Annotated in this window: 13 protein-coding genes; 11 read left to right on the forward strand and 2 right to left on the reverse strand. The window is 46.8% G+C overall.

Annotated features, from left to right (window positions below):
* Positions 1 to 85: 85 nt before the first annotated feature.
* The 7 genes from M1K58_RS20675 to M1K58_RS20705 all read left to right on the forward strand — a co-directional run bounded on the left by M1K58_RS20675 (position 86) and on the right by M1K58_RS20705 (position 10,269).
* Positions 86 to 2,716, forward strand: a complete 2,631-nt coding sequence (locus M1K58_RS20675) for a winged helix-turn-helix domain-containing protein (RefSeq protein WP_256760783.1) — start codon at positions 86 to 88, stop codon at positions 2,714 to 2,716.
* 141 nt (positions 2,717 to 2,857) lie between these two features.
* Positions 2,858 to 6,169 (forward strand): RCC1 domain-containing protein, encoded by a 3,312-nt coding sequence (locus M1K58_RS20680; RefSeq protein ID WP_256760784.1) that lies wholly within the window; start codon positions 2,858 to 2,860, stop codon positions 6,167 to 6,169.
* 267 nt (positions 6,170 to 6,436) lie between these two features.
* Positions 6,437 to 6,817 carry an IDEAL domain-containing protein gene (locus M1K58_RS20685; RefSeq protein WP_256760785.1) on the forward strand — a complete coding sequence of 127 codons (381 nt, stop codon included), beginning with the start codon at positions 6,437 to 6,439 and terminating at the stop codon, positions 6,815 to 6,817.
* A 317-nt stretch (positions 6,818 to 7,134) separates the two neighbouring features.
* A complete protein-coding gene (locus M1K58_RS20690; protein ID WP_256760786.1) occupies positions 7,135 to 8,112 on the forward strand; it encodes an aldo/keto reductase in 978 nt (325 codons plus the stop codon).
* A 50-nt stretch (positions 8,113 to 8,162) separates the two neighbouring features.
* A complete protein-coding gene (locus tag M1K58_RS20695) occupies positions 8,163 to 8,438 on the forward strand; it encodes a HesB/YadR/YfhF family protein (protein WP_256760787.1) in 276 nt (91 codons plus the stop codon).
* Between the two features lie 112 nt (positions 8,439 to 8,550).
* Positions 8,551 to 9,513, forward strand: coding sequence for an aldolase catalytic domain-containing protein (locus M1K58_RS20700; RefSeq protein WP_256760788.1), 963 nt, complete (start codon positions 8,551 to 8,553; stop codon positions 9,511 to 9,513).
* A 180-nt stretch (positions 9,514 to 9,693) separates the two neighbouring features.
* Complete coding sequence (locus M1K58_RS20705; RefSeq protein WP_256760789.1) at positions 9,694 to 10,269, forward strand: hypothetical protein; 576 nt, start codon at positions 9,694 to 9,696, stop codon at positions 10,267 to 10,269.
* Between the two features lie 6 nt (positions 10,270 to 10,275).
* Here the strand turns inward: M1K58_RS20705 and M1K58_RS20710 are convergent, their stop codons facing one another.
* Positions 10,276 to 12,735, reverse strand: coding sequence for an MMPL family transporter (locus M1K58_RS20710; protein WP_256760790.1), 2,460 nt, complete (start codon positions 12,733 to 12,735; stop codon positions 10,276 to 10,278).
* An 18-nt stretch (positions 12,736 to 12,753) separates the two neighbouring features.
* The gene (locus M1K58_RS20715; protein ID WP_256760791.1) at positions 12,754 to 13,062 is read right to left on the reverse strand and encodes a hypothetical protein; all 309 of its coding nucleotides are present in this window, start codon (positions 13,060 to 13,062) and stop codon (positions 12,754 to 12,756) included.
* A 251-nt stretch (positions 13,063 to 13,313) separates the two neighbouring features.
* On the opposite strand from M1K58_RS20715, the gene M1K58_RS20720 reads away from it, so the two are divergent.
* The 4 genes from M1K58_RS20720 to M1K58_RS20735 all read left to right on the forward strand — a co-directional run bounded on the left by M1K58_RS20720 (position 13,314) and on the right by M1K58_RS20735 (position 19,039).
* Positions 13,314 to 15,434 (forward strand): putative bifunctional diguanylate cyclase/phosphodiesterase, encoded by a 2,121-nt coding sequence (locus M1K58_RS20720; RefSeq protein ID WP_256760792.1) that lies wholly within the window; start codon positions 13,314 to 13,316, stop codon positions 15,432 to 15,434.
* A 273-nt stretch (positions 15,435 to 15,707) separates the two neighbouring features.
* Complete coding sequence (locus M1K58_RS20725) at positions 15,708 to 17,381, forward strand: copper resistance CopC/CopD family protein (RefSeq protein WP_256760793.1); 1,674 nt, start codon at positions 15,708 to 15,710, stop codon at positions 17,379 to 17,381.
* A gap of 18 nt (positions 17,382 to 17,399) precedes the next feature.
* Positions 17,400 to 18,242, forward strand: coding sequence for a sensor histidine kinase (locus tag M1K58_RS20730; protein ID WP_256760794.1), 843 nt, complete (start codon positions 17,400 to 17,402; stop codon positions 18,240 to 18,242).
* A gap of 179 nt (positions 18,243 to 18,421) precedes the next feature.
* A complete protein-coding gene (locus M1K58_RS20735; protein WP_256760795.1) occupies positions 18,422 to 19,039 on the forward strand; it encodes a YcnI family copper-binding membrane protein in 618 nt (205 codons plus the stop codon).
* Positions 19,040 to 19,107: the final 68 nt, after the last annotated feature.

The raw sequence follows: 19,107 nt of genomic DNA on the forward strand, positions 1-19,107 counted from the left end.
ATAGAAGACTTTGATTGAACTTCGACTGTAATAAAGTTACAATTAATAAGAAATTTGTCGTATCCTAGAGGAAAAGGTTGATCCAATGAATGATAAACTATCTTCCATTTCCAAATATCGTAAAAATCGCTTTCTCGCGGAAAATCAGATCCTAAGCTCTAAGCTGTACATCCCTCCATTAACTACGAATTATGTAAAGCGCTTACGATTAATTCAGATGCTAGATCAATCGACGCATCAGAAGCTAACGCTTGTGTCTGCTTCAGCCGGATTCGGTAAAACGACGCTAGTTAGCGACTGGACCCATCACAGCACCCGCGATGTTGCATGGGTGAGCTTGGAGCGTGGCGATAACGCGTTCGTACGCTTTTGGACCTATGTGACAGTTGCTATTGGGCAATCACACCCTGGCTTTGCCGAAGAGGCATTACCGATTTTCCATTCCTTCGGTAGTCTTTCAATAGAATCGTCATTATCCTTTTTTCTGAATGAACTGAACCGGATTCCGAGGCCGATTACTCTTGTGCTAGACGATTATCATCTGATCGAGAGCTCCGACATTCACGAGAGTGTTGCTTATTTGCTCAATTATATGCCCACGTTTGTACATCTCATCTTAATCAGCCGAACGGCTCCTCAGCTACCGTTATCTCGGTTAAGAGCCAGAAGTCAAATTACAGAACTAGGAAATCAAGATTTGCGGTTTTCTTTGGAGGAAACGCAAGAGCTACAGCTTAAGACTGCGAACATCAAGCTATCCCACGATGAGGCTGTCTTGCTGGAGGAGAGAACGGAAGGCTGGGCTGTAGGGTTGATTATGGCCTTCCATTCCCTTATAGGACGGGATGACCAGGCGCATTATATTCAAGCGTTCTCGGGTAATCACCGACATGTTCTGGATTATCTTATCGATGAAGTGATGCTTCGCCAGCCGCAGGAAGTACAAACGTTTTTGCTGGAAACGAGTATTCTAGAGCAACTATCGACTTCATTGTGCGAAGCTGTAACGACCTCAGAAGAATCGGCGCAACTGCTTGCTTATGTGGAGAGAGCGAATCTCTTTATTATCCCGCAAGACGACACGAGGACGTGGTATCGCTATCATCATCTGTTCGCCGAGATGCTACGAAACCGGTCGCGTCAGCTGTTGGGTATGAAGCATCAGGATGAGCTGCATCGTCGTGCTTATGTTTGGTTTGGTGAACAAGGCTTTTATATGGAAGCGATTCGGCATGCTATGGAAGCGAAGCAGTTTGACGCTGCGGGACAATATATGGAAACCTATTTACCGAATATCATTCAGAACGGCGAACAAACCAACTTGCTGCAATGGTTGGAGGACATGCCTTTGCAAAGCGTCATCCGTCATCCTAACTTGTTCTTCTTCCAGGAAGGGAATAAGGTTGCCCGTGGTCGTACGGCAGAAGCGCAGCAATACTTGGATCGAGCTGAGCAGTTATTGAAATCTCAGCCGGAGTTATTTTCAGCGGATATCGTTCAGACCGTGCAAGAGAAAATACGTCTATACCGCAATTCAATCGCTTATTACACAGGGGATATCGACTCCTTTATGATGCAATCGGCCAATAACCTACACCTATTGGAAAAGCACGGTTCAATTGCTAACGTGGTAAATTTGGGGGATGCGCTTCTATACAGAGGACCTATTGGGTTTGGCGGCAGACTGCGTAAGATTGCTTATCTATCTGCTAAGGTGTCTGCCGATGAGAAGCTATCGCGAATCTTACACGCAAGCCTCGGGGGTAACGGGTTTATCCTCTTAGCAGATTTATTATATGAGTGGAATCGGATACCTGAAGCGCAGCAAGCTGTGGAGAAAGTGCTTTATAGTGGACATTTTGCAAACAATCCATCTGTTCTTGTGCCCGCGTATATTTTACTTTCCAAGATCAAGCAAGCCGAGGGACTGGAAGAACAAGCGAAGGAAATTGTCCTAAGGGCGATTGGTGAGATGCAGACAAGCCAATCTCCGCGTTGGCAATTGCTCTTGGAAGCCCAACAAGCCAGAATGCAGCTTGCTCAAGGGGATATTCATTCGGCAGCAGAGTGGGCTGGGCAGCGTCATGTGCGGATTACGGACCAACCAAGCGTGGCGAGAGAATTTGAGCATCTTACTTTGGCTCGTATTCTTATGGCGCAGAGAAAGCGAAAGCAAGCTGTCTCGTGGCTGATCCGACTGGGGAATGAAGCGGAAAGAACGGATCGACTAGCGAGTCGAATTGAGATTCTGCTCTTGCTCTCGATTTGTTATCAGGGACAAGCAGATTGGACCCGGGCGATGCGGACACTGGAGCAAGCTTGTCGGTTGGCGGAACCGGAGGACTTCATCCGATTGTTTCTTGATGAAGGGCAACCGCTTGCGGAGCTACTCTCCCGTTGGCTGACGGATCATTCGATTGAGGATGACGGCTTAGTAACCTATGCGAAGAAATTGCTGACGTTGATGGAAGCGAGCGGATCATCGGGATTGAGTGATCGTGGGTCGGGAGGGAATCCTTCCACTGACATGCTGACCAGTAGGGAGAAGGAAATACTACAGAAAATAGCGGAAGGCTTATCCAATGAAGAAATTGCTGGGCAGCTGTATATTTCCTCGGGGACGGTCAAGAAGTATATCCATCAGCTTTACGGGAAGCTGCAGGCTAAGAACCGTGTACAGGCCGTGTCGCGGGCGAAGGAATGGAATCTATTATAGTAGGAAGGCTAGGAGCCCGGAGGATAAGGTTCTCGGCCTTCTTTCTGTTTAAATACCAACTTTAGTTGGGTTCGGAAACAAGAAAAGTAAGTTATAGTTAAATAATTGTCGTAAATATGGGATATAGAGGAAGTTGATGTTATGCATCGGGTATTAAAGAGGGCATTAAAGATCCTATTAGGTTTGGTGATAGTGTGGACGCTGACTCCCTTGAAACAGGCGGGCGCGACTGCACTCGTTCCTAGTACTCAAGTTGTTGCAGGAGGTTATCACAGTCTAGCGTTAAAAAGCGACGGAACGGTTTTGGCCTGGGGAGGTAATGCTTTTGGTCAGCTCGGGGACGACACTGAAATTGATCGGAGTACCCCTATACAAGTAACAGGGCTGAGTGGAGTCACCAAGATTGCCGCAGGAAATACTCACAGTCTAGCGTTAAAAAGCGATGGAACGGTTTGGGCTTGGGGAAATAATAATTATGGTCAACTAGGGGACGACACTGGAATTAATCGGAGTACCCCTGTACAAGTAACAGGGTTGAGTGGAGTCACCGCGATTGCCGCAGGATTTTCTCATAGTATGGCGTTAAAAAGCGATGGAACGGTTTGGGCTTGGGGATCTAATGAAGTTGGTCAACTCGGGGACGACACTGAAATTGATCGGAGTACCCCTGTACAAGTAATAGGACTGAATGGAGTCCAAGCTATTGAGGGAGGACGTTCTCAAAGTATGGCGTTAAAAAGTGACGGAACGGTTTGGGCTTGGGGATATAATGAATATGGTCAACTCGGGGACGGCACTGAAATTAATCGGAGGACCCCTGTACAAGTAATAGGACTGAATGGAGTCCAAGCTATTGAGGCAACTTCTCATAGTGTAGCGTTAAAAAGTGACGGAACGGTTTGGGCTTGGGGATTTAATAGATTTGGTCAACTCGGGAACGGCGGCACAGCATATGCTCAGGTAACCCCTGTACAAGTAACAGGGTTGAGTGAAGTCACTGCGATTGCTGCAGGAGAACTTCACAGTGTAGCGTTAAAAAGCGACGGAACGGTTTGGGCTTGGGGATATAATTATTATGGTCAACTCGGGAACGGTACAACAAGTGATCGGAGTACCCCTGTACAAGTAACAGGGTTGAGTGGAATCAACGCGATAGCCGCAGGAAACGAATACAATGTAGCGGTAAAAAGTGATGGAACGTTTTGGGCTTGGGGATTTAATAGATTTGGTCAACTCGGGAACGGTACTTCAGGCGATCAGATTTCAACACCGATACAGAGCTCGTTAAATAACTATAATTTATGGGATCTCAACCTCTCGACAAGTGGCTTGAACCCTCTATTCACATCAAACACAACCACCTATACGGCGAGTGTCGCAAACAGTGTGGAGAACATAAAGGTTACACCAACGGTGTTTGATCCGACTGCCATCGTGACCGTGAGGGTTAATGGCGGTGCGGCGGAGTCTGTAACTAGCGGCCAGATGAGCAGCCCACTTTCGCTCAATGTAGGAGATAACCCGATTGAGGTGATGATCGCCGATCAAGGTGGAACACCGAAACAGACCTATACGGTGACGGTAACTAGGGCGGAAAGTAGCAACGCGGGATTAAGTGGCTTGGTGCTATCGGAGGGAGCGCTTGCCTTCGTACCTGGTACATTCGGCTATACGACAAGCATGGGCAATGGTGTAACATCGCTAACGGTTACACCGACGGTGGCGGAAAGTAACGCGAGTGTAGCGGCGAGTGTATATGGAGGCGGCGGCAATCTCGTACTAGGTCCTATTCCACTAGCGAGTGGAATAGAGTCACAGTTGCTACCGATTAGCGTGGGGAATAATCGGATCGAAGTAACGGTCACTGCGCAGGATGGTACGACGAGAATGTATGCGGTGACGGTAACGCGTGCAGGAAGTGGTAATGTGGAGTTAAGCGGGTTGGTGCTATCGGAGGGAACGCTTGCCTTCGTACCTGGTACACTCGGCTACACGACAAGCGTGGGAAATGGGGTAGCGTCGTTGACGGTTACACCGACTGTAGCGGAAAGTAACGCCAGTGTGGCGGCGAGTGTATATGGCGGCGGCGAGCTTGTACTAGGTCCTATTCCACTAGCGAGTGGAATAGAGTCACCATTGATACCCATTAGTGTGGGGAATAACCGGATCGAAGTAACGGTCACCGCGCAAGACGGAATGACGACGAGCACCTATGCAGTGACGGTGAATCGTGCAGGCAGTGGCAACGCGAGATTAAGCGGGTTGTTGCTATCTGAGGGAACTTTGCTCTTCGAACCTGATACATTCGGCTATGGGACAAGCCTAGGAAATGGTGTAGTATCATTGACGGTCACGCCGACGGTAGCGGAAAGTAACGCCAGTGTGGCGGCGAGTGTATATGGTGTCAGAGGCGAGCTTGTACTAGGTCCGATTCCACTGAGGAGTGGAGTGGAGTCGCAAGTGCTACCGATTAGCGTGGGGAATAATCGGATCGAAGTAACGGTCACCGCGCAAGACGGTACAACGAGTATGTATGCGGTGACGATAACGCGTGCTGCGGCTGAGAGACCTGGCGGCGGTTCCAGTGGATATTCTAAGTCAGGCAACAATTCTCTAAGCGGCTTAGTCTTATCGGTAGGAGAGCTATCGCCCGCGTTCTCGCCCGCGGTGACGCTATATTCCGTTCAGGTAGGTCATGACGTCGACCAAATCACCTTTACGACGAAAGGACAGGATTCCCGTTCTGCTATAGGGGTGAATGGAAAGCCTCTGTCTAATGACAAAGCTAGTGAATCTATCGGGCTTAAAGTCGGAGAGAATGACATTGAGATTGCTGTCAAAGCAGAGGATGGCACGATCAAAACGTACCACATCGTCGTTACACGTGAAGCTGCACCCTCTGAACCGAAACCCGTGTCTGACTTGTTCAGTGACATTGCCGGACATTGGGCACAGAAGCTGATCCAGCAAGCGGCGAAGATCAACATCGTTAATGGCTATGCGGACGGTACATTCCGACCTGATGCTCCGGTGACGCGGGCGGAGTTCGTCGTGCTGCTCATGAAGGCGATCGGAACGGAAGGGAGAGGCGAAGGACAAAATAGCTTCACCGATGCTGACGGCTTCGGTGCTTGGGCGAAGCTAGCCATCTCGCGAGCTGCGGATGCGGGTATCGTCAACGGGTATTCAGACGGCAGCTTCCGGCCGAATGAGCACATTACTCGCGCGGAGCTGGCGGTTATGGTCGCAAGAGCATTCGGGATCAAGCCGATTACAACGGCATCCGGTTTTGCTGACGATGCGAGTATTCCGACTTGGGCGAGAGGCGCGGTGGAAGCGCTCAGACAGTCGGGTGCGTTGCAAGGACGTAGCGATGGCAAGTTCGCGCCTGAGGCGGAAGCTTCGCGGGCAGAAGCGATCGTGATTATTTTGCGGCTGCTAGAGGTAAAGTAACTTCATAAGAATCAAAACCTACAATGGTCTACTCCATCCCAAAGTGGCTGGAAATCCTCACGGGATTTCCAGTCGATTTATTATAAATCTCAAGCTTAGTTATTACAGCAAGTTGACAAAACTAACTGTAACGCATATTATTACAGTAAGGGTTTGGAATTGGACGACAGCAGGTAATCATGCATATCGTCCATTTTTTTAACCAAACTGTAAAGTTTTTTATTACAGTTATATTGAAACCAAATTTCCGGACAGGTGGTGTAGAAGATGAAAGTTGAAATGAGCGAGTGGGTAATGGCCAAAACAAAAAATGGGGAATTAATACAAGGCTTTGTAGATGCCATTGATGATCAACAAGGAGTGGCGACGGTGTTTGTTGTGAAGTCAGATAACGTCGAGTCGGTGGGAAAATCTGTCGTTGTGCGAGACCGTTGGTTGAGGAAGCTTCCTACGTATTCGCTGGACGATGCCGAGGCAATTCAAAGCTTGATTGACCTTGCTTTAGCCACAAGGGATGAGCAGTGGTTTACGGAGCTATCCCAAACCTTGTCGAAGGTAACGGCATCCGGGAATAAGGATAGAGTCAAGTCATCCGTCACATCATCATCTTTCACTCATCGGTTAGGCTATCCGGTAGGAGATAGATGAGACTAAGTAGAAGCCTCGAATTAATATAGGATTAGCGGCTTTAATTTAATGATGAATACCATTAGGGGTTGTCCAAAAATGAAAAAAGTTGGTGCAGGAGGGTCCATTCCTATGCCAACTTTTTTTAGCCTTGGTCAATTGCTGCTTTCTTGACGGGATAGCCTGTTGGCTTCGAATTTACGTTCTGGAGGTGGATTTCAACATTTCAAATCGTCTCGGCCATATAAATGCCTAGGTATTCTTCTTTTGCTTATGCATTCGATTCGATATAATGATGAGGAGTCATCATAAGTGAACATTCCGGGAGGTACGATAAGATGAGTAAAATACTGCCTTTAAGTCAACATGGATTTACGGCAAGTCAGCTCGTATTGGGCTGCATGGGTCTAGGCGGAGCCTGGAACAAGGATCCACTCACTGCAGAGCATCTGAAGCAAGCGCATGAAGCCGTAGATGCAGCGCTATCAATCGGAATTAATATGTTTGATCATGCCAATATATATAAAGTGGGTAAAGCGGAGAAAATTTTCGGACAAGTGCTGAAGGAGCGCCCGGAGCTCAGAGATACGATTGTTATACAATCTAAATGTGGGATTAGACAAGGAACGGATGATTACCCTCGTACGCGCTTCGATTTCTCGAAGGAGCATATCCTCTCTAGCGTAGACGATATCCTCGCCCGATTGGGAATCGAGAAGCTAGACATCTTGTTATTGCACAGACCAGACCCTTTGGCGGAGCCGGAGGAGGTGGCAGAAGCTTTCCATCAGCTTAAAGCGTCAGGTAAGGTTGGAAGTTTAGGCGTATCCAATATGAGCGAGGGACAAATGAAGCTGCTGCAAGCTTACTTGGACGAGCCGCTTGTCGCGAATCAATTGGAGCTTAGCTTGCTTAAGCTGGATTGGTTGGATTCTGTCGTTCATGTGAACCAAGAAGCGGGCAAGAAATCCTCGTTTCCCGAGGGGACGATTGAATATTGCCGCTTGAATAAGGTGCAGCTTCAAGCCTGGAGCCCGCTTGCAAAAGGACTATTTAGTGGCAAGGACTTGTCTCAGGAAAGCACTCAGATTAAGGAAACAGCTGCGTTAGTCGCTCGCTTGGCTGAGGAAAAAGATACGACAAGAGAAGCCATTGTGCTTGCGTTCCTGATGCGTCATCCGTCCAATATTCAACCAGTGATTGGAACGGTTAATCCGGAACGGATTATTGCCTGCGGCGAAGTCGGCAAGGTTACCTTGACTCGTGAAGAATGGTATCATCTATACATAACATCACGCGGAAGCGAAATGCCTTAATTTGGTGTAAAATAGAATAGTACCCAAAATTGAAAGATGAGGTGTTGGATATGGAACTGATTGTAACGCCTTCCGCGCTGTCATGCTTCAAAGGGAAATGGGGATTTACTGAAGGTGAAATGATTCGTGTATTCGTTCGGTATGTGAGTGGCGGAGAAGCACCCTTTGCCTTCGGGATTACGAGAGACACCCCACATGATGCTGCGGTTATTACAGTCACTGACTTTGTTACATTTTATATGGAAAACAAAGATGTTTGGTTTCTCGAGGGCAAGAGCCTGAAGATTGATAGCGACGGTGAAGATATCGAATTTCATTTTGCATAATTGCCACAAAGATCCACTATTGATGGTAGCGCAGAGATACAGTTTGATGTAAACTAGTAATCATTATGTTTCGAACTGACACAAGCACTTTTGAAAAGGAGATTCAACGGAAATGACGGTACATAACCAGACGAACCATTGTAAAATCGTGGATTGCACGATCCGCGACGGAGGACTCGTTAACAATTGGGATTTCAGCGTGGAGTTCGTACAGGATTTGTACGAATCATTAAATGCCTCGGGTGTGGAGTACATGGAGATTGGCTACAAGAATTCTTCTAGACTTCTGAAGAGCGAAGGTACAGAAGGCCCTTGGAGATTTCTAGATGATGATTTCCTGCGCACAGTAATTAAAGAAAAGAAAAATACGAAGCTTTCTGCACTTGTTGATGTAGGTCGTGTAGACGAAGCTGACGTACTACTACGTAGCGATTCCATGTTGGATTTGATTCGTGTGGCTACTTACGCGCGTGATACGGCTAAGGCAATCGAGCTTGGAACCTTGTTCCACGAACGTGGCTACGAGACGACGATTAACATCATGGCTCTGTCCAGCGTTATGGACAATGAGTTAAATGAAGCGTTAGCCATGATCAATGATAGTCCAATTGATGTCGTATACATCGTAGATTCCTTCGGAAGCTTGGATCCTGATGATATGCGCTTCTTGGTAGAGAAATTCCGCCGTACCCTTAAGAACAAAAGACTAGGCGTTCATACGCATAACAACTTGCAATTGGCATTTGCTAACACGTTAGCTGCTGCTCAGTTGGGTGTTGAATTGTTGGATGCTTCTGTCTATGGAATGGGTCGTGCTGCTGGGAACACTCCTACTGAGCTATTGCTTGCTAAGCTTACTCGTCCCGATTACAGCTTGCGTCCAGTGCTTGGCATGATCGAGAAGCATATGATCAAGCTACGTGAGAAGGAAGAATGGGGTTATCTCATCCCTGATATGATTACAGGAACATTAGATGAGCATCCACGTTCGGCTATGGGCTGGCGTGCTTCGGATAAACGTGATCTGTTCACTGAATTTTATGACAAGATGACGACTCCGGAAGTATATAAATAAGAAATAATTACACCAATAGTAAGGAGCTAGCCTTAAAGTCATTGTGACTGGGCTAGCTCCTTTTGCATGTGGAAATTGACGAATTGACTTTATATAGCAACATCTGGAAACTATTACTCGACAAAATTCGCTCTGTGGGCTATTGTTTTGTAAAATGGTGGTAGATCTGGAGGGGGTTAAGTGTTGATTTCTCAATTGGAAAACCGTAAACGATTGCCGCCATTAACTCCAGAGCATATCTGGCATCCCGGCTTGGATGTAGAAATTGCAGCATTGTCAGAAGCGGAGCTGGGAGATGGGCTCCCTGATGGCTACCAGTCGGCGCGAGCGTGGAAAGCTGCGCTCCATCTATGGAATGACAGCTTGAGTGCGGCGCATGTTCTCGTAGAGCACTTAATGACTTCAACTGGATCAGCATTGCATGGGATCATACACCGGCGAGAAGGCGACTATGACAACGCGAAATATTGGTTTCATCATGCAGGTGATCATCCTGCATTCCACAGCCTCCAAATAAGAACGACAAGGTTCTTAAGGGAACAAAAGATTTCTCAAGGACCCTTAAGGGATGTATTCGACAAAATGTCCTCACAGGGAAGCTGGAATCCTTACTTATTTATAAATGCAGTTGCCATTCAAGAAAATTATATCGACGAAGGGCATCCCCGTGGCTTGCTTGAGCACATTCAGCATATGGAGCTTGAGGCGCTCATGCGATTTATCGAGGGTAGAATTGTTGTAGGCAATCGAAGTTAGTCCCTATTATTCTTTGTGACGAGCAGACCAAGGCCACCAGTTCGCTTCTCCAAGCAGGAATGCAAATGCCGGAACGATGAATGCCATGAACAGCGTAGCATATAGAAGTAAACCAATGACAGCACCTACTCCGATTTGCACAAGGGTGTCAACACCTGAAAAACTGAGCGCACCGAAGGTGCCTGCCATAATGACTGCTGCAGAGCTAATCACGCCTCCGGTCGTTCTCATTGCTTTGGTCATAGCTAATTTAACTTCTCCGGTGCGATGCTCTTCTTTGAAGCGGGCCATCAAGAAGATGCTATAATCAACGCCCAGAGCAACGATGATCAGGAAAATAAAGAAAGAAACCGTCCACGAAAGACCGGGGTAACCCATTATCCTCACAAACATAAACTCCGTAATCCCCATTGTAATCAGGTAATTGAATCCGAGCGAGATCAACACATATAGGGGGGCAATAATAGAGCGAAGCAACAGCATGAGCACGATGGCAATCCCTACGAGTACAAAAATAACCGTGCGGATAAAGTCTCGGGAAGATATTCCACGAAGCTCATTGTATTTGGCTGACACACCTGTACTATAAACTTCCGGATAAGCAAGTGATGTTGCGTTTAAACTTTTTCTCAGTTGCTGCGTAATCATCGGAATGGAATCCATGGCTTGATCGGAATAAGGGTTGGATTCTAGAATAAGCTCGAACCTCGTCGTTAACCCATCTGGTGAAATGTAAAAGTCCAAAGCTTGTTGCGATAAGCTAGTGTTCGAAGACTCTGCAGCAGTCCCGTTTTCCGAGACTCCCTCATCTGGATTAGTGACTCGAATCAGATTGCTAAGCTGTGAAGCTATGATCTTACTAAAACCATCTTCCAATAGCCGGATAGAGGGGACGATTCCGACGAGACCTTGACTTAATGGTGCTGCACCGAGCGCGATTGTTTTTAACCCTTCAATCAGTGACTGTTGTTCGTTAATAATCGATTTGATAATGTCCCCAATATCGATATTTGGCTGCTTTAGCTGTCCAGGAATCGTCAGCTTCTCTGGCTTGTGCCCGAGTGGTCGAGTCGCGCTGCGAACCTCTCTAACCTGATCCGTCCTCGTAAGCTCGGAGCTAGCCTGCTCTAGAGCCGCAAGTCCCGATTTCGTACGCATGGATTGAGTAGAAGTGATGGCTACAGTAACAGGAAACACTTCTCCTGAGCTAAACGCCTTCTCCACCTGACGGAAGCCGATGACAGACCCTAGTTGAGGGTTGATTTCAGAGATATCATCGAACGAGCGTTTTCCTTGGAAGAGCAAAGTTAATGGAGCGAGTAGGATCATAGCGGTGAGCAGGATAATGAGTGACCGCTTTGAGGTTATCGAAGCGAACTTCCCCCATAATCGTTTGTCGTCATGCTCCTTTGATCTTCCTAGACGATTAGGCCAGCAAATCGCTTTGCCAAATACTAGCAACAGGGCAGGAACAAGCGTTAACGCCGCAACGACAGTGACTAACATGCCGATAGATACACCGACCGCAGACCGAAATAAGCCGAACTCTGCCAAGCCAATGAGTAGGAAGGCAGTAAAGACGGTGCTTGCGGAGTATATAATTGTTTTTCCTACTCCATTCATCATTCGGGCCATCGCAGCCTGTGTTTGATTATCGGCTCGGAGCTCCTCGCGATATCGTTGGATCATAAGGATGCAATAGTCTGTGCCAGCTCCGAATAGTACAGCGATCAAGAATGATTCTGTAAAATGGGATACAGGCACACCAAAGCTAGCGGACAACCCAATTAAACCTCGCGATAGAATAAAGCTAATCCCAATCGTTAATAAGGGAATGATCGGAGTGACAGGTGAGCGGAACAGGATTAGTAAGATAAGAAGGACTAATCCGATCGTAATGACCTCGGTGCGTCGCAAACCACTTTCGGAGGATATTTGAAAATCCTGAGATAGCGGGGCGTTCCCAGTTAATACGGCTGTGGATCCTTCTGGAGCGTCATGGAGTAAAAGCTTGAGTTTATTTAAAGTTGTTTTTGTCGCATCGTCAAAGTCAGCATGAGGCAGATTAACGATGGCAATTAACGTCGAGCCATCTTTGCTTAACAATCTGTCGGCAAGCTCTGGTTGTGTTTGAGCGGACTGCACGCTAGTGATATTAAGCTCTTGTTTGCGGTTATCGATGTCCCTAAGAAGATGCTCTAGCCATTCTTTATCCCTATCCAGCAGCATTTCCTTTCGGAAGAGCACGATTACAGCGCTTGTAAGAGAATGAGCGGATGGGTTGATTTGCTGTAGCAGCTGTGTCGCTTGCACAGATTCGGCTTCTGGTGGCAAAAATCTCTGTTCCGTTTTCCTTACAATAGACTGTAGATCCGGTAAAACAAAGAAGGAGAGAGAAGCCATCGTGAGCCAGCCCAAAATAATAATCCAGCGTAGCTTAACTATCCAACCTATCCATTTTTCCACGAAACATGACCACCTCCGCTAAAGCGCATACCCTTCTAATGGCCCATCTCCACGAATAGCGGCAGCGTTATGCTGGGGATTGGGATGAAAATGTCCTTTACCCTCCAACTGAAGCCCGCCGATTGCTATCGCTCTCATTTCAATTCCAATGTGATCTGACAACGCAAAGTTATGTAGAAGCTCCACATCAACAACTCCATCGATATCAATAAACCATTGCAGTGTACCGTGATCTTTAATGATCATGAGTTTGGCACTTGAGAATGCGAGGCTCCAAGATTGAGGGGCTTGTGCAATGACGAGCTCAGCCAAGTCGTATGTTTCCATGTTGATCTATTCCTCCCTTACTTCTGTAGTAATTGTACCGTTATAGTGAAAAAGTTTGCAAACTAAGTTGCGAAACCGTGCTAATAGTAGCAGAAAATGACGACAGATACCCAGAAATTGGGTTTATTACGGACGAATTTTGTCGAAATATTGTCGTAATCAGCGTTTCGGAAGCAGGAAACCAACTATTCATGTGGAATAATAAGAAGAGTCTTTCTACCTAGAATAGGTATTTTGTCGGAGGCAATTTCATGTTGACCAATCGTGCCGAAATGAAAACAATAGGGGTAATTATTGCTGCTGCTATCGTATTTAGTAGCCTACACATAGGATATGAGTGGTTTGAACAAGCTTTTGTTCCTATTAATCTTGTTGTCTTACAAACCGTTTTGGAGGTATTCGGATTTGCGATCTGCTTTGCTCTAGTCATTCTTGGCTGGATGGTTTTCGTTCCTACGCTATGCAGACAACGGCTTATGACTGCGGCTTTGTTCGCTGTGGTAGGACTACTAGATTTATTACATATGCTAAGTTCCCCAGGTATGCCCTTATATGACTCTTCAGTTGGTGATACGCCAAGCGTTCTGTTACATTGCGCAGCCCAGTGCTTGGGAGCACTTGGTCTCCTCGTCGTCTTCTCCTTAAAAAATCAGATCGTCAAGCCTCGTATCCGAGTCTATGCGATTGTACCCGTTATTTTTTTAGTTTCAGTCGTTTCATGGTTTGTATTTCATGCAGAGCAATGGAATCATTCCGTCATTGAGATGATTGAGCCTATTCAACAGATAACAACACTGCTTCTATACATAGCTACAATAAGTATTATCCTGTATCGTAATCGGATTGAACGACCTGAGTCGATGCTTACAATCGTGCAGGGAATCATTTGGCTGTTATTGGCTAAAATTGAAGAGATATTAGGACCGGGGCAAGGCTCAGTAGAAAATCTATTCGCTGATGGTTTTAAGATCGTTGGGTACTATTATTTACTTAAAGGAATTTATTTTGTACTTATTGAAGCACCCTATAGACGACATAAGAAAACAGAAGCTCGCATGAATTATTTAGCCTATCATGACGAGCTTACAGCTTTGCCGAATCGTCGCTTATTTTCTGATCGAGTGAGAGCGGAGATGGGGCGTGCTCAGCTTAGAAATAGCAGGTTTGCTTTGTTGTGGCTGGACTTGGACCGTTTCAAAACGATTAACGACTCACTGGGGCATTCCTTTGGTGATCGAATGCTTGTTGCGGTTGCTGAACGTTTATTAAAATTTGCGGACAAGCCGGAAAATGTCTTCAGGCTAGGTGGAGATGAGTTTACAGTTATTATTAGTGACATCAGAGGGGAAAAGGAAGCAGAGGAAACTGCTCAGCGGTTAGTAGATCTCTTTGAAGAGCCTATTAAGGTCGGAGCTTCCTCCTTCCACATTTCAACGAGTGTTGGGATGGCCCTTTTCCCAGATGACGGAAATTCTCTAGATATTTTGCTACAAAATGCGGATACAGCTATGTATAGTGCCAAAGAGACTCGTAATAGCTGGCAGAGATACGAGCTTGAAATGAACTTGAAGGCGAAGGAGAAGCTACTGCTAGAAAACGATTTACGTATCGCACTTGAGCTGGGGCAATTCCATCTGGCTTATCAGCCACTTATAGATTTAGAGCATGAGCAGCTTATCGGAGCTGAAGCCTTATTAAGGTGGAGCCATCCCCATAGAGGGGAAATTCCACCATCTGAATTTATACCACTGAGTGAAGAAAACGGATTTATTTTACCGCTTGGTGAATGGGTGCTTCGTAACGCATGCCTTCAAATGAAAGCTTGGCAGGATAAAGGTTATTCTCCTATCATATTGTCGGTTAACTTATCCATTCGCCAATTCCGCCAGCATGATCTGTGTGAACGTATCGCTAAGGTGCTAGAGGAAACTCGCTTGGAACCGCAATGGCTAGAGCTCGAAATAACGGAAAGCATTATGGCAGACGTAAAGTTCGCGACGGAAATGCTTGAGAGACTTAAGAAGCTCGGCGTTCGGATCAGCATTGATGACTTCGGTACGGGATACAGCTCGCTTTATTACTTGAAGCGGTTCCCCATCGACAAGCTGAAGATTGATCGCTCATTCGTGAACGATGTGTTAACAGATCGCAATGATGCAGCGATTGTATCCGGCATTCTAGCGATGGCAAGTAATTTGAATTTGCCTGTAACGGCAGAAGGGGTAGAAAGTGCTGGCCAAGTGGCCTTCCTGAAGGGATTGAAATGTCAGGAGGCACAAGGTTACTTTTACTCCAAGCCCGTTTCACCGGTTAAGTTTCTTGAATTGTTCGAAATAGATAAGACGAAGAAGGATGCAGCGGCAACCGATTAAGCAATGAAGAGGGGCTAACTCTGAAGATCTATACAGATCTGGGAGTTAGCTCCTCTTTATTGTTATAGATGGTCATCTCGCAGGTAGCATATAAGATCGAATGCAGTAACAGGGTCCAGCATACTATCTCAGAGGGCCAAATCACGCGTGGGCAACCGTACGAAGACGACTCAGCTTCGGTAGAGTTGAAGAGGTAGTCGTGATCAGGTACGATAGTGTAGCAGTCCAGATCACGAGGCAATCGTTTAATAGATATAGCAGGAGGTCGCTTTAATGACATATTCAAGTAAGATTCACCCCTTTTCCAGAGCGCAATGGGGTAGGAAAATGGCGCGTTTGACACTATTGCTTATTTTAGGCTTATTTTCTATAGTAGGCGTTGTTGGACAGGCTGAAGCCCATGCGGTATTGGAGCAAACGACGCCGCCCGCGAACAGCCAATTGGATACTAGCCCGCCAATGATTGAAGTCTTGTTCAACGAGAGACTAGATACTGGGGGTTCGAAGCTCCTCGTATTAAACGAGTCTTCGCGTAATGTTGCCAAGGGAAAACTCGAAATGTTTAACGAAAATAAAGGAATAAGAATGGAGTTGCCAAAGCTAGGGGAGGGTCATTATACCGTCTCCTATTCGGTCATATCCGCGGATGGTCACCCGATATCCGGAGCCTACGTATTTACTGTTGGGAATCCGGATCCATTACCTGATGCCAGTCAGTTGGATCCCCATCAGCAGATCGGACATTCTCATAACCATGGGGGAGCAGGCTTGGATCAGCAAGCTTTCCTCCTCTACGCGGCAAGGATTTTATATTATGCGGGACTTCTTTCGGTTGCGGGACTTGCGTTGTGGGGGTTATTGCGTCAAGCTTCACCGATTTTCAGTGAGGTGCACAAGCGTTCCTTAGCGCTAGCAGGTAAATTTGCATTGCTCGCTACGATGGCTTATGTATTTTTTAGTTTACGGGATCTGGGTCAAGGGGAGCCGCTCTCCGAGTGGGGGCGCATCCTGATGGAGACAACAATTGGTAAGCTATATGCAGCTGGACTATTGCTAGCCATTGTCGCACCCATGCTGGCTTCACTTGGTTCGATCGCCCGCCTGTTCTGGGTCGTTGTCGCCCTATTCTTAGAAGCATGGTCCGGTCATGCGGCAGCATTCGATCCGATATCCTATACGATAAGCTTAGACTTCCTGCATCTGTTAGCTGCTGCCCTATGGAGTGGAGGGCTAGTACTTCTACTCGCCATTTGGTATAAGGATAGACCTGAAGCGGGAAGATTCGCGCTCGTGTTCTCGAAGTGGGCGCTCATTTCATTCATCGCATTGTGGGTAACAGGAATATTATCGACGCTGAACTTCTTACCTTCCTTAGAGTATTTGTTCTACACAAACTGGGGCAAATGGCTAATTGCCAAAGCGACTCTATCTCTACTCGTCGGGGTCACTGCGTTCTTGATCCGGCTTCGTCTCAGGAAGGGCGATCTCCCTCGTGGAAGTCTTCTGAAGGTCGATGTCGGCTTGCTCCTTGCCATTGTGATAAGTGTTGGAGTCCTAACTTACCAAAGCCCTCTACCCGCGAACAACCCGTTGAATTTTCATAAAATGGGGACAGAAATGCACGTAACATTAAGAGTGACACCTAACACCCCAGGAGATAACCAGTTTAACTTGAAAATATGGCTGCCGGAAAAAACGGGTGAGGGTAAGCCGAAAATCGTACAATTGCGAATGCTGCCGCTCGATAAAGAAGGAATGGGCTTCATAGATGTCCCATTGGAAGCCTATCAGGACGAGGATCAGGATGGATTCCCAGACTATACGAAATCGACTTATCGTGTGAAAGGACCCTATCTTCCTTTCGCTGGTGAGTGGATGGCTCAAATTAGGGTAACGGACTCCGAAGATACGGAGAGGGTCGTGGAAACAACTTATCGGATTTACTAACTAGGGAGAGGCATGACTATGGATAACCAGAAGAAGGACCGAAAAATCAAATGGCTAATTCTGCTCATTCCTACGCTTACAATTGGCTTGTGGGAATATGTTCGTCATGCATTCCTGCTCCCATATCTATCTATGGAGCTAGGAAATTTACTCGCTCCTTTTATCGTGCTCGCGGTAACCTTGACGTTAGTGAGAAGCCTCTTTTCCCGACTGGAGCAATCTCAACAAGCTTTGCAGAGGGAAAAGGGAGCTAACGCCGCTTTGGAGGAAAGAGAAAGCTTGGCAAGAGAGCTTCATGATGGGATCTCACAATCGTTATTCCTGCTCGCGGTGAAGCTTGACCAGTTAGATGGAATGAAAAGTGAGGGGCCAGTGAAAGAGCTAGCAGCAGGCTTAAGAGGAACGGTAAGAGTCATACACGACGATGTTAGGCAAGCGATTGCTAATCTTCGTCAGCCTCCTTCCCCCATAACGGCTGCCTGGGTCGTCCCCTTGCGTGAACTGCTTGGCGAGACTGCAGAGCTGACAGAAGCACATGCAGAATTTAGCTGGAGTATTCCGGATGGAAGCTTATCAGATAAGGAAAAGGTAGAGCTTCATGCCTGTGTGAGAGAGGCTCTAATCAATGTCCGCAAGCATGCTAATGCATCTCATGTGTACGTTCTTGGAGAGTCAGATGGAACAGGCGGCTTCCGTTGTACGGTTGAGGATGATGGAATAGGATTCAATGGTGATCCATGGGCTGTGACTGGCCGATTCGGCCTCCGCATGGTTCGCGATCGTGCGAAATCAATAGGATGGACATTCTTAGCTGAACGCAGGGGAGACCGAACGGTCGTTGAATTGGTGAAGCGGGGATGAAGGACTAGAGATATCTGGTACGCGACTGTAGCCAATTTGCAGCTAAGACATCAGATTGCCAACATTTTGTCACATAGAATCATTCAAGATGGCTCTTTCGAGTCATTCGTAAAATGTTAGTTCAAGTTATACTTGGGGATGTTATCAACTATTGAACGAGAAAGGTCGGAAAATATCCCATGAAGAAAAGTTTAATGCTAGTGCTTGCCCTTATACTGTCCATTGGCTTCGGAGGACTGGCTAGTGCTCACGTAAGCGTTCAGCCATCAGAAGTGCCTGCTGGATCTTATCAAGTGTTCACAGTTCGCGTGCCGACGGAGAAAGAGTCTGGAACTACACAAGTTAAAGTTACGATCCCTGACAATGTAAACGTAAGTCGCTTCGAGCCTAAGTTCGATTGGGCTTACGAGGTTGAGAAAAATGCAGATGGCAAAATCACGACTGTGACATGGAAAGCTACAGGCAAAGGTCTTAGCGCAACAGAATTTGGTGAATTCCGGATGCAAGGCAAAGTAGCAGATGATGCTAAGGAGCTTCTATGGAAAGCCTATCAAACTTACTCGGACGGCGAAGTTGTGGAATGGACAGGAGCAGCAGATGCCGATAAGCCTGCATCTGTTACGAAGGTAACTGCGGCAACAGGTGCTGGAGATGGTCATGGAGCGACTAGCGGAGCTGCTGAAGAAGAAGCTGATAACGATGGTGGGCGTGATACGTTGACGCTGTCCTTCGCTATTGCAGGCTTAGTAGCAGGTGTGCTTGCGTTATTGATTGCTTTATTCCGTAAACGGGCATAAGGGATTGTTGCTGAAACAGCAATAAAATTTTCGGAACTCCAAAAGAAACCGCATGCGAGTACAACACT

It is taken from the genome of Cohnella sp. WQ 127256 (assembly GCF_024519285.1).
Taxonomy (GTDB): domain Bacteria; phylum Bacillota; class Bacilli; order Paenibacillales; family Paenibacillaceae; genus Cohnella.

Coding starts and splice junctions, on each gene's coding strand:
- M1K58_RS20685 (WP_256760785.1), top strand. CDS start 6,437: ATGAAAGTTGAAATGAGCGAGTGGGTAATGGCCAAAACAAAAAATGGG.
- M1K58_RS20675 (WP_256760783.1), top strand. CDS start 86: ATGAATGATAAACTATCTTCCATTTCCAAATATCGTAAAAATCGCTTT.
- M1K58_RS20700 (WP_256760788.1), top strand. CDS start 8,551: ATGACGGTACATAACCAGACGAACCATTGTAAAATCGTGGATTGCACG.
- M1K58_RS20715 (WP_256760791.1), bottom strand. CDS start 13,062: ATGGAAACATACGACTTGGCTGAGCTCGTCATTGCACAAGCCCCTCAA.
- M1K58_RS20720 (WP_256760792.1), top strand. CDS start 13,314: ATGTTGACCAATCGTGCCGAAATGAAAACAATAGGGGTAATTATTGCT.
- M1K58_RS20725 (WP_256760793.1), top strand. CDS start 15,708: ATGACATATTCAAGTAAGATTCACCCCTTTTCCAGAGCGCAATGGGGT.
- M1K58_RS20690 (WP_256760786.1), top strand. CDS start 7,135: ATGAGTAAAATACTGCCTTTAAGTCAACATGGATTTACGGCAAGTCAG.
- M1K58_RS20735 (WP_256760795.1), top strand. CDS start 18,422: ATGAAGAAAAGTTTAATGCTAGTGCTTGCCCTTATACTGTCCATTGGC.
- M1K58_RS20730 (WP_256760794.1), top strand. CDS start 17,400: ATGGATAACCAGAAGAAGGACCGAAAAATCAAATGGCTAATTCTGCTC.
- M1K58_RS20680 (WP_256760784.1), top strand. CDS start 2,858: ATGCATCGGGTATTAAAGAGGGCATTAAAGATCCTATTAGGTTTGGTG.
- M1K58_RS20695 (WP_256760787.1), top strand. CDS start 8,163: ATGGAACTGATTGTAACGCCTTCCGCGCTGTCATGCTTCAAAGGGAAA.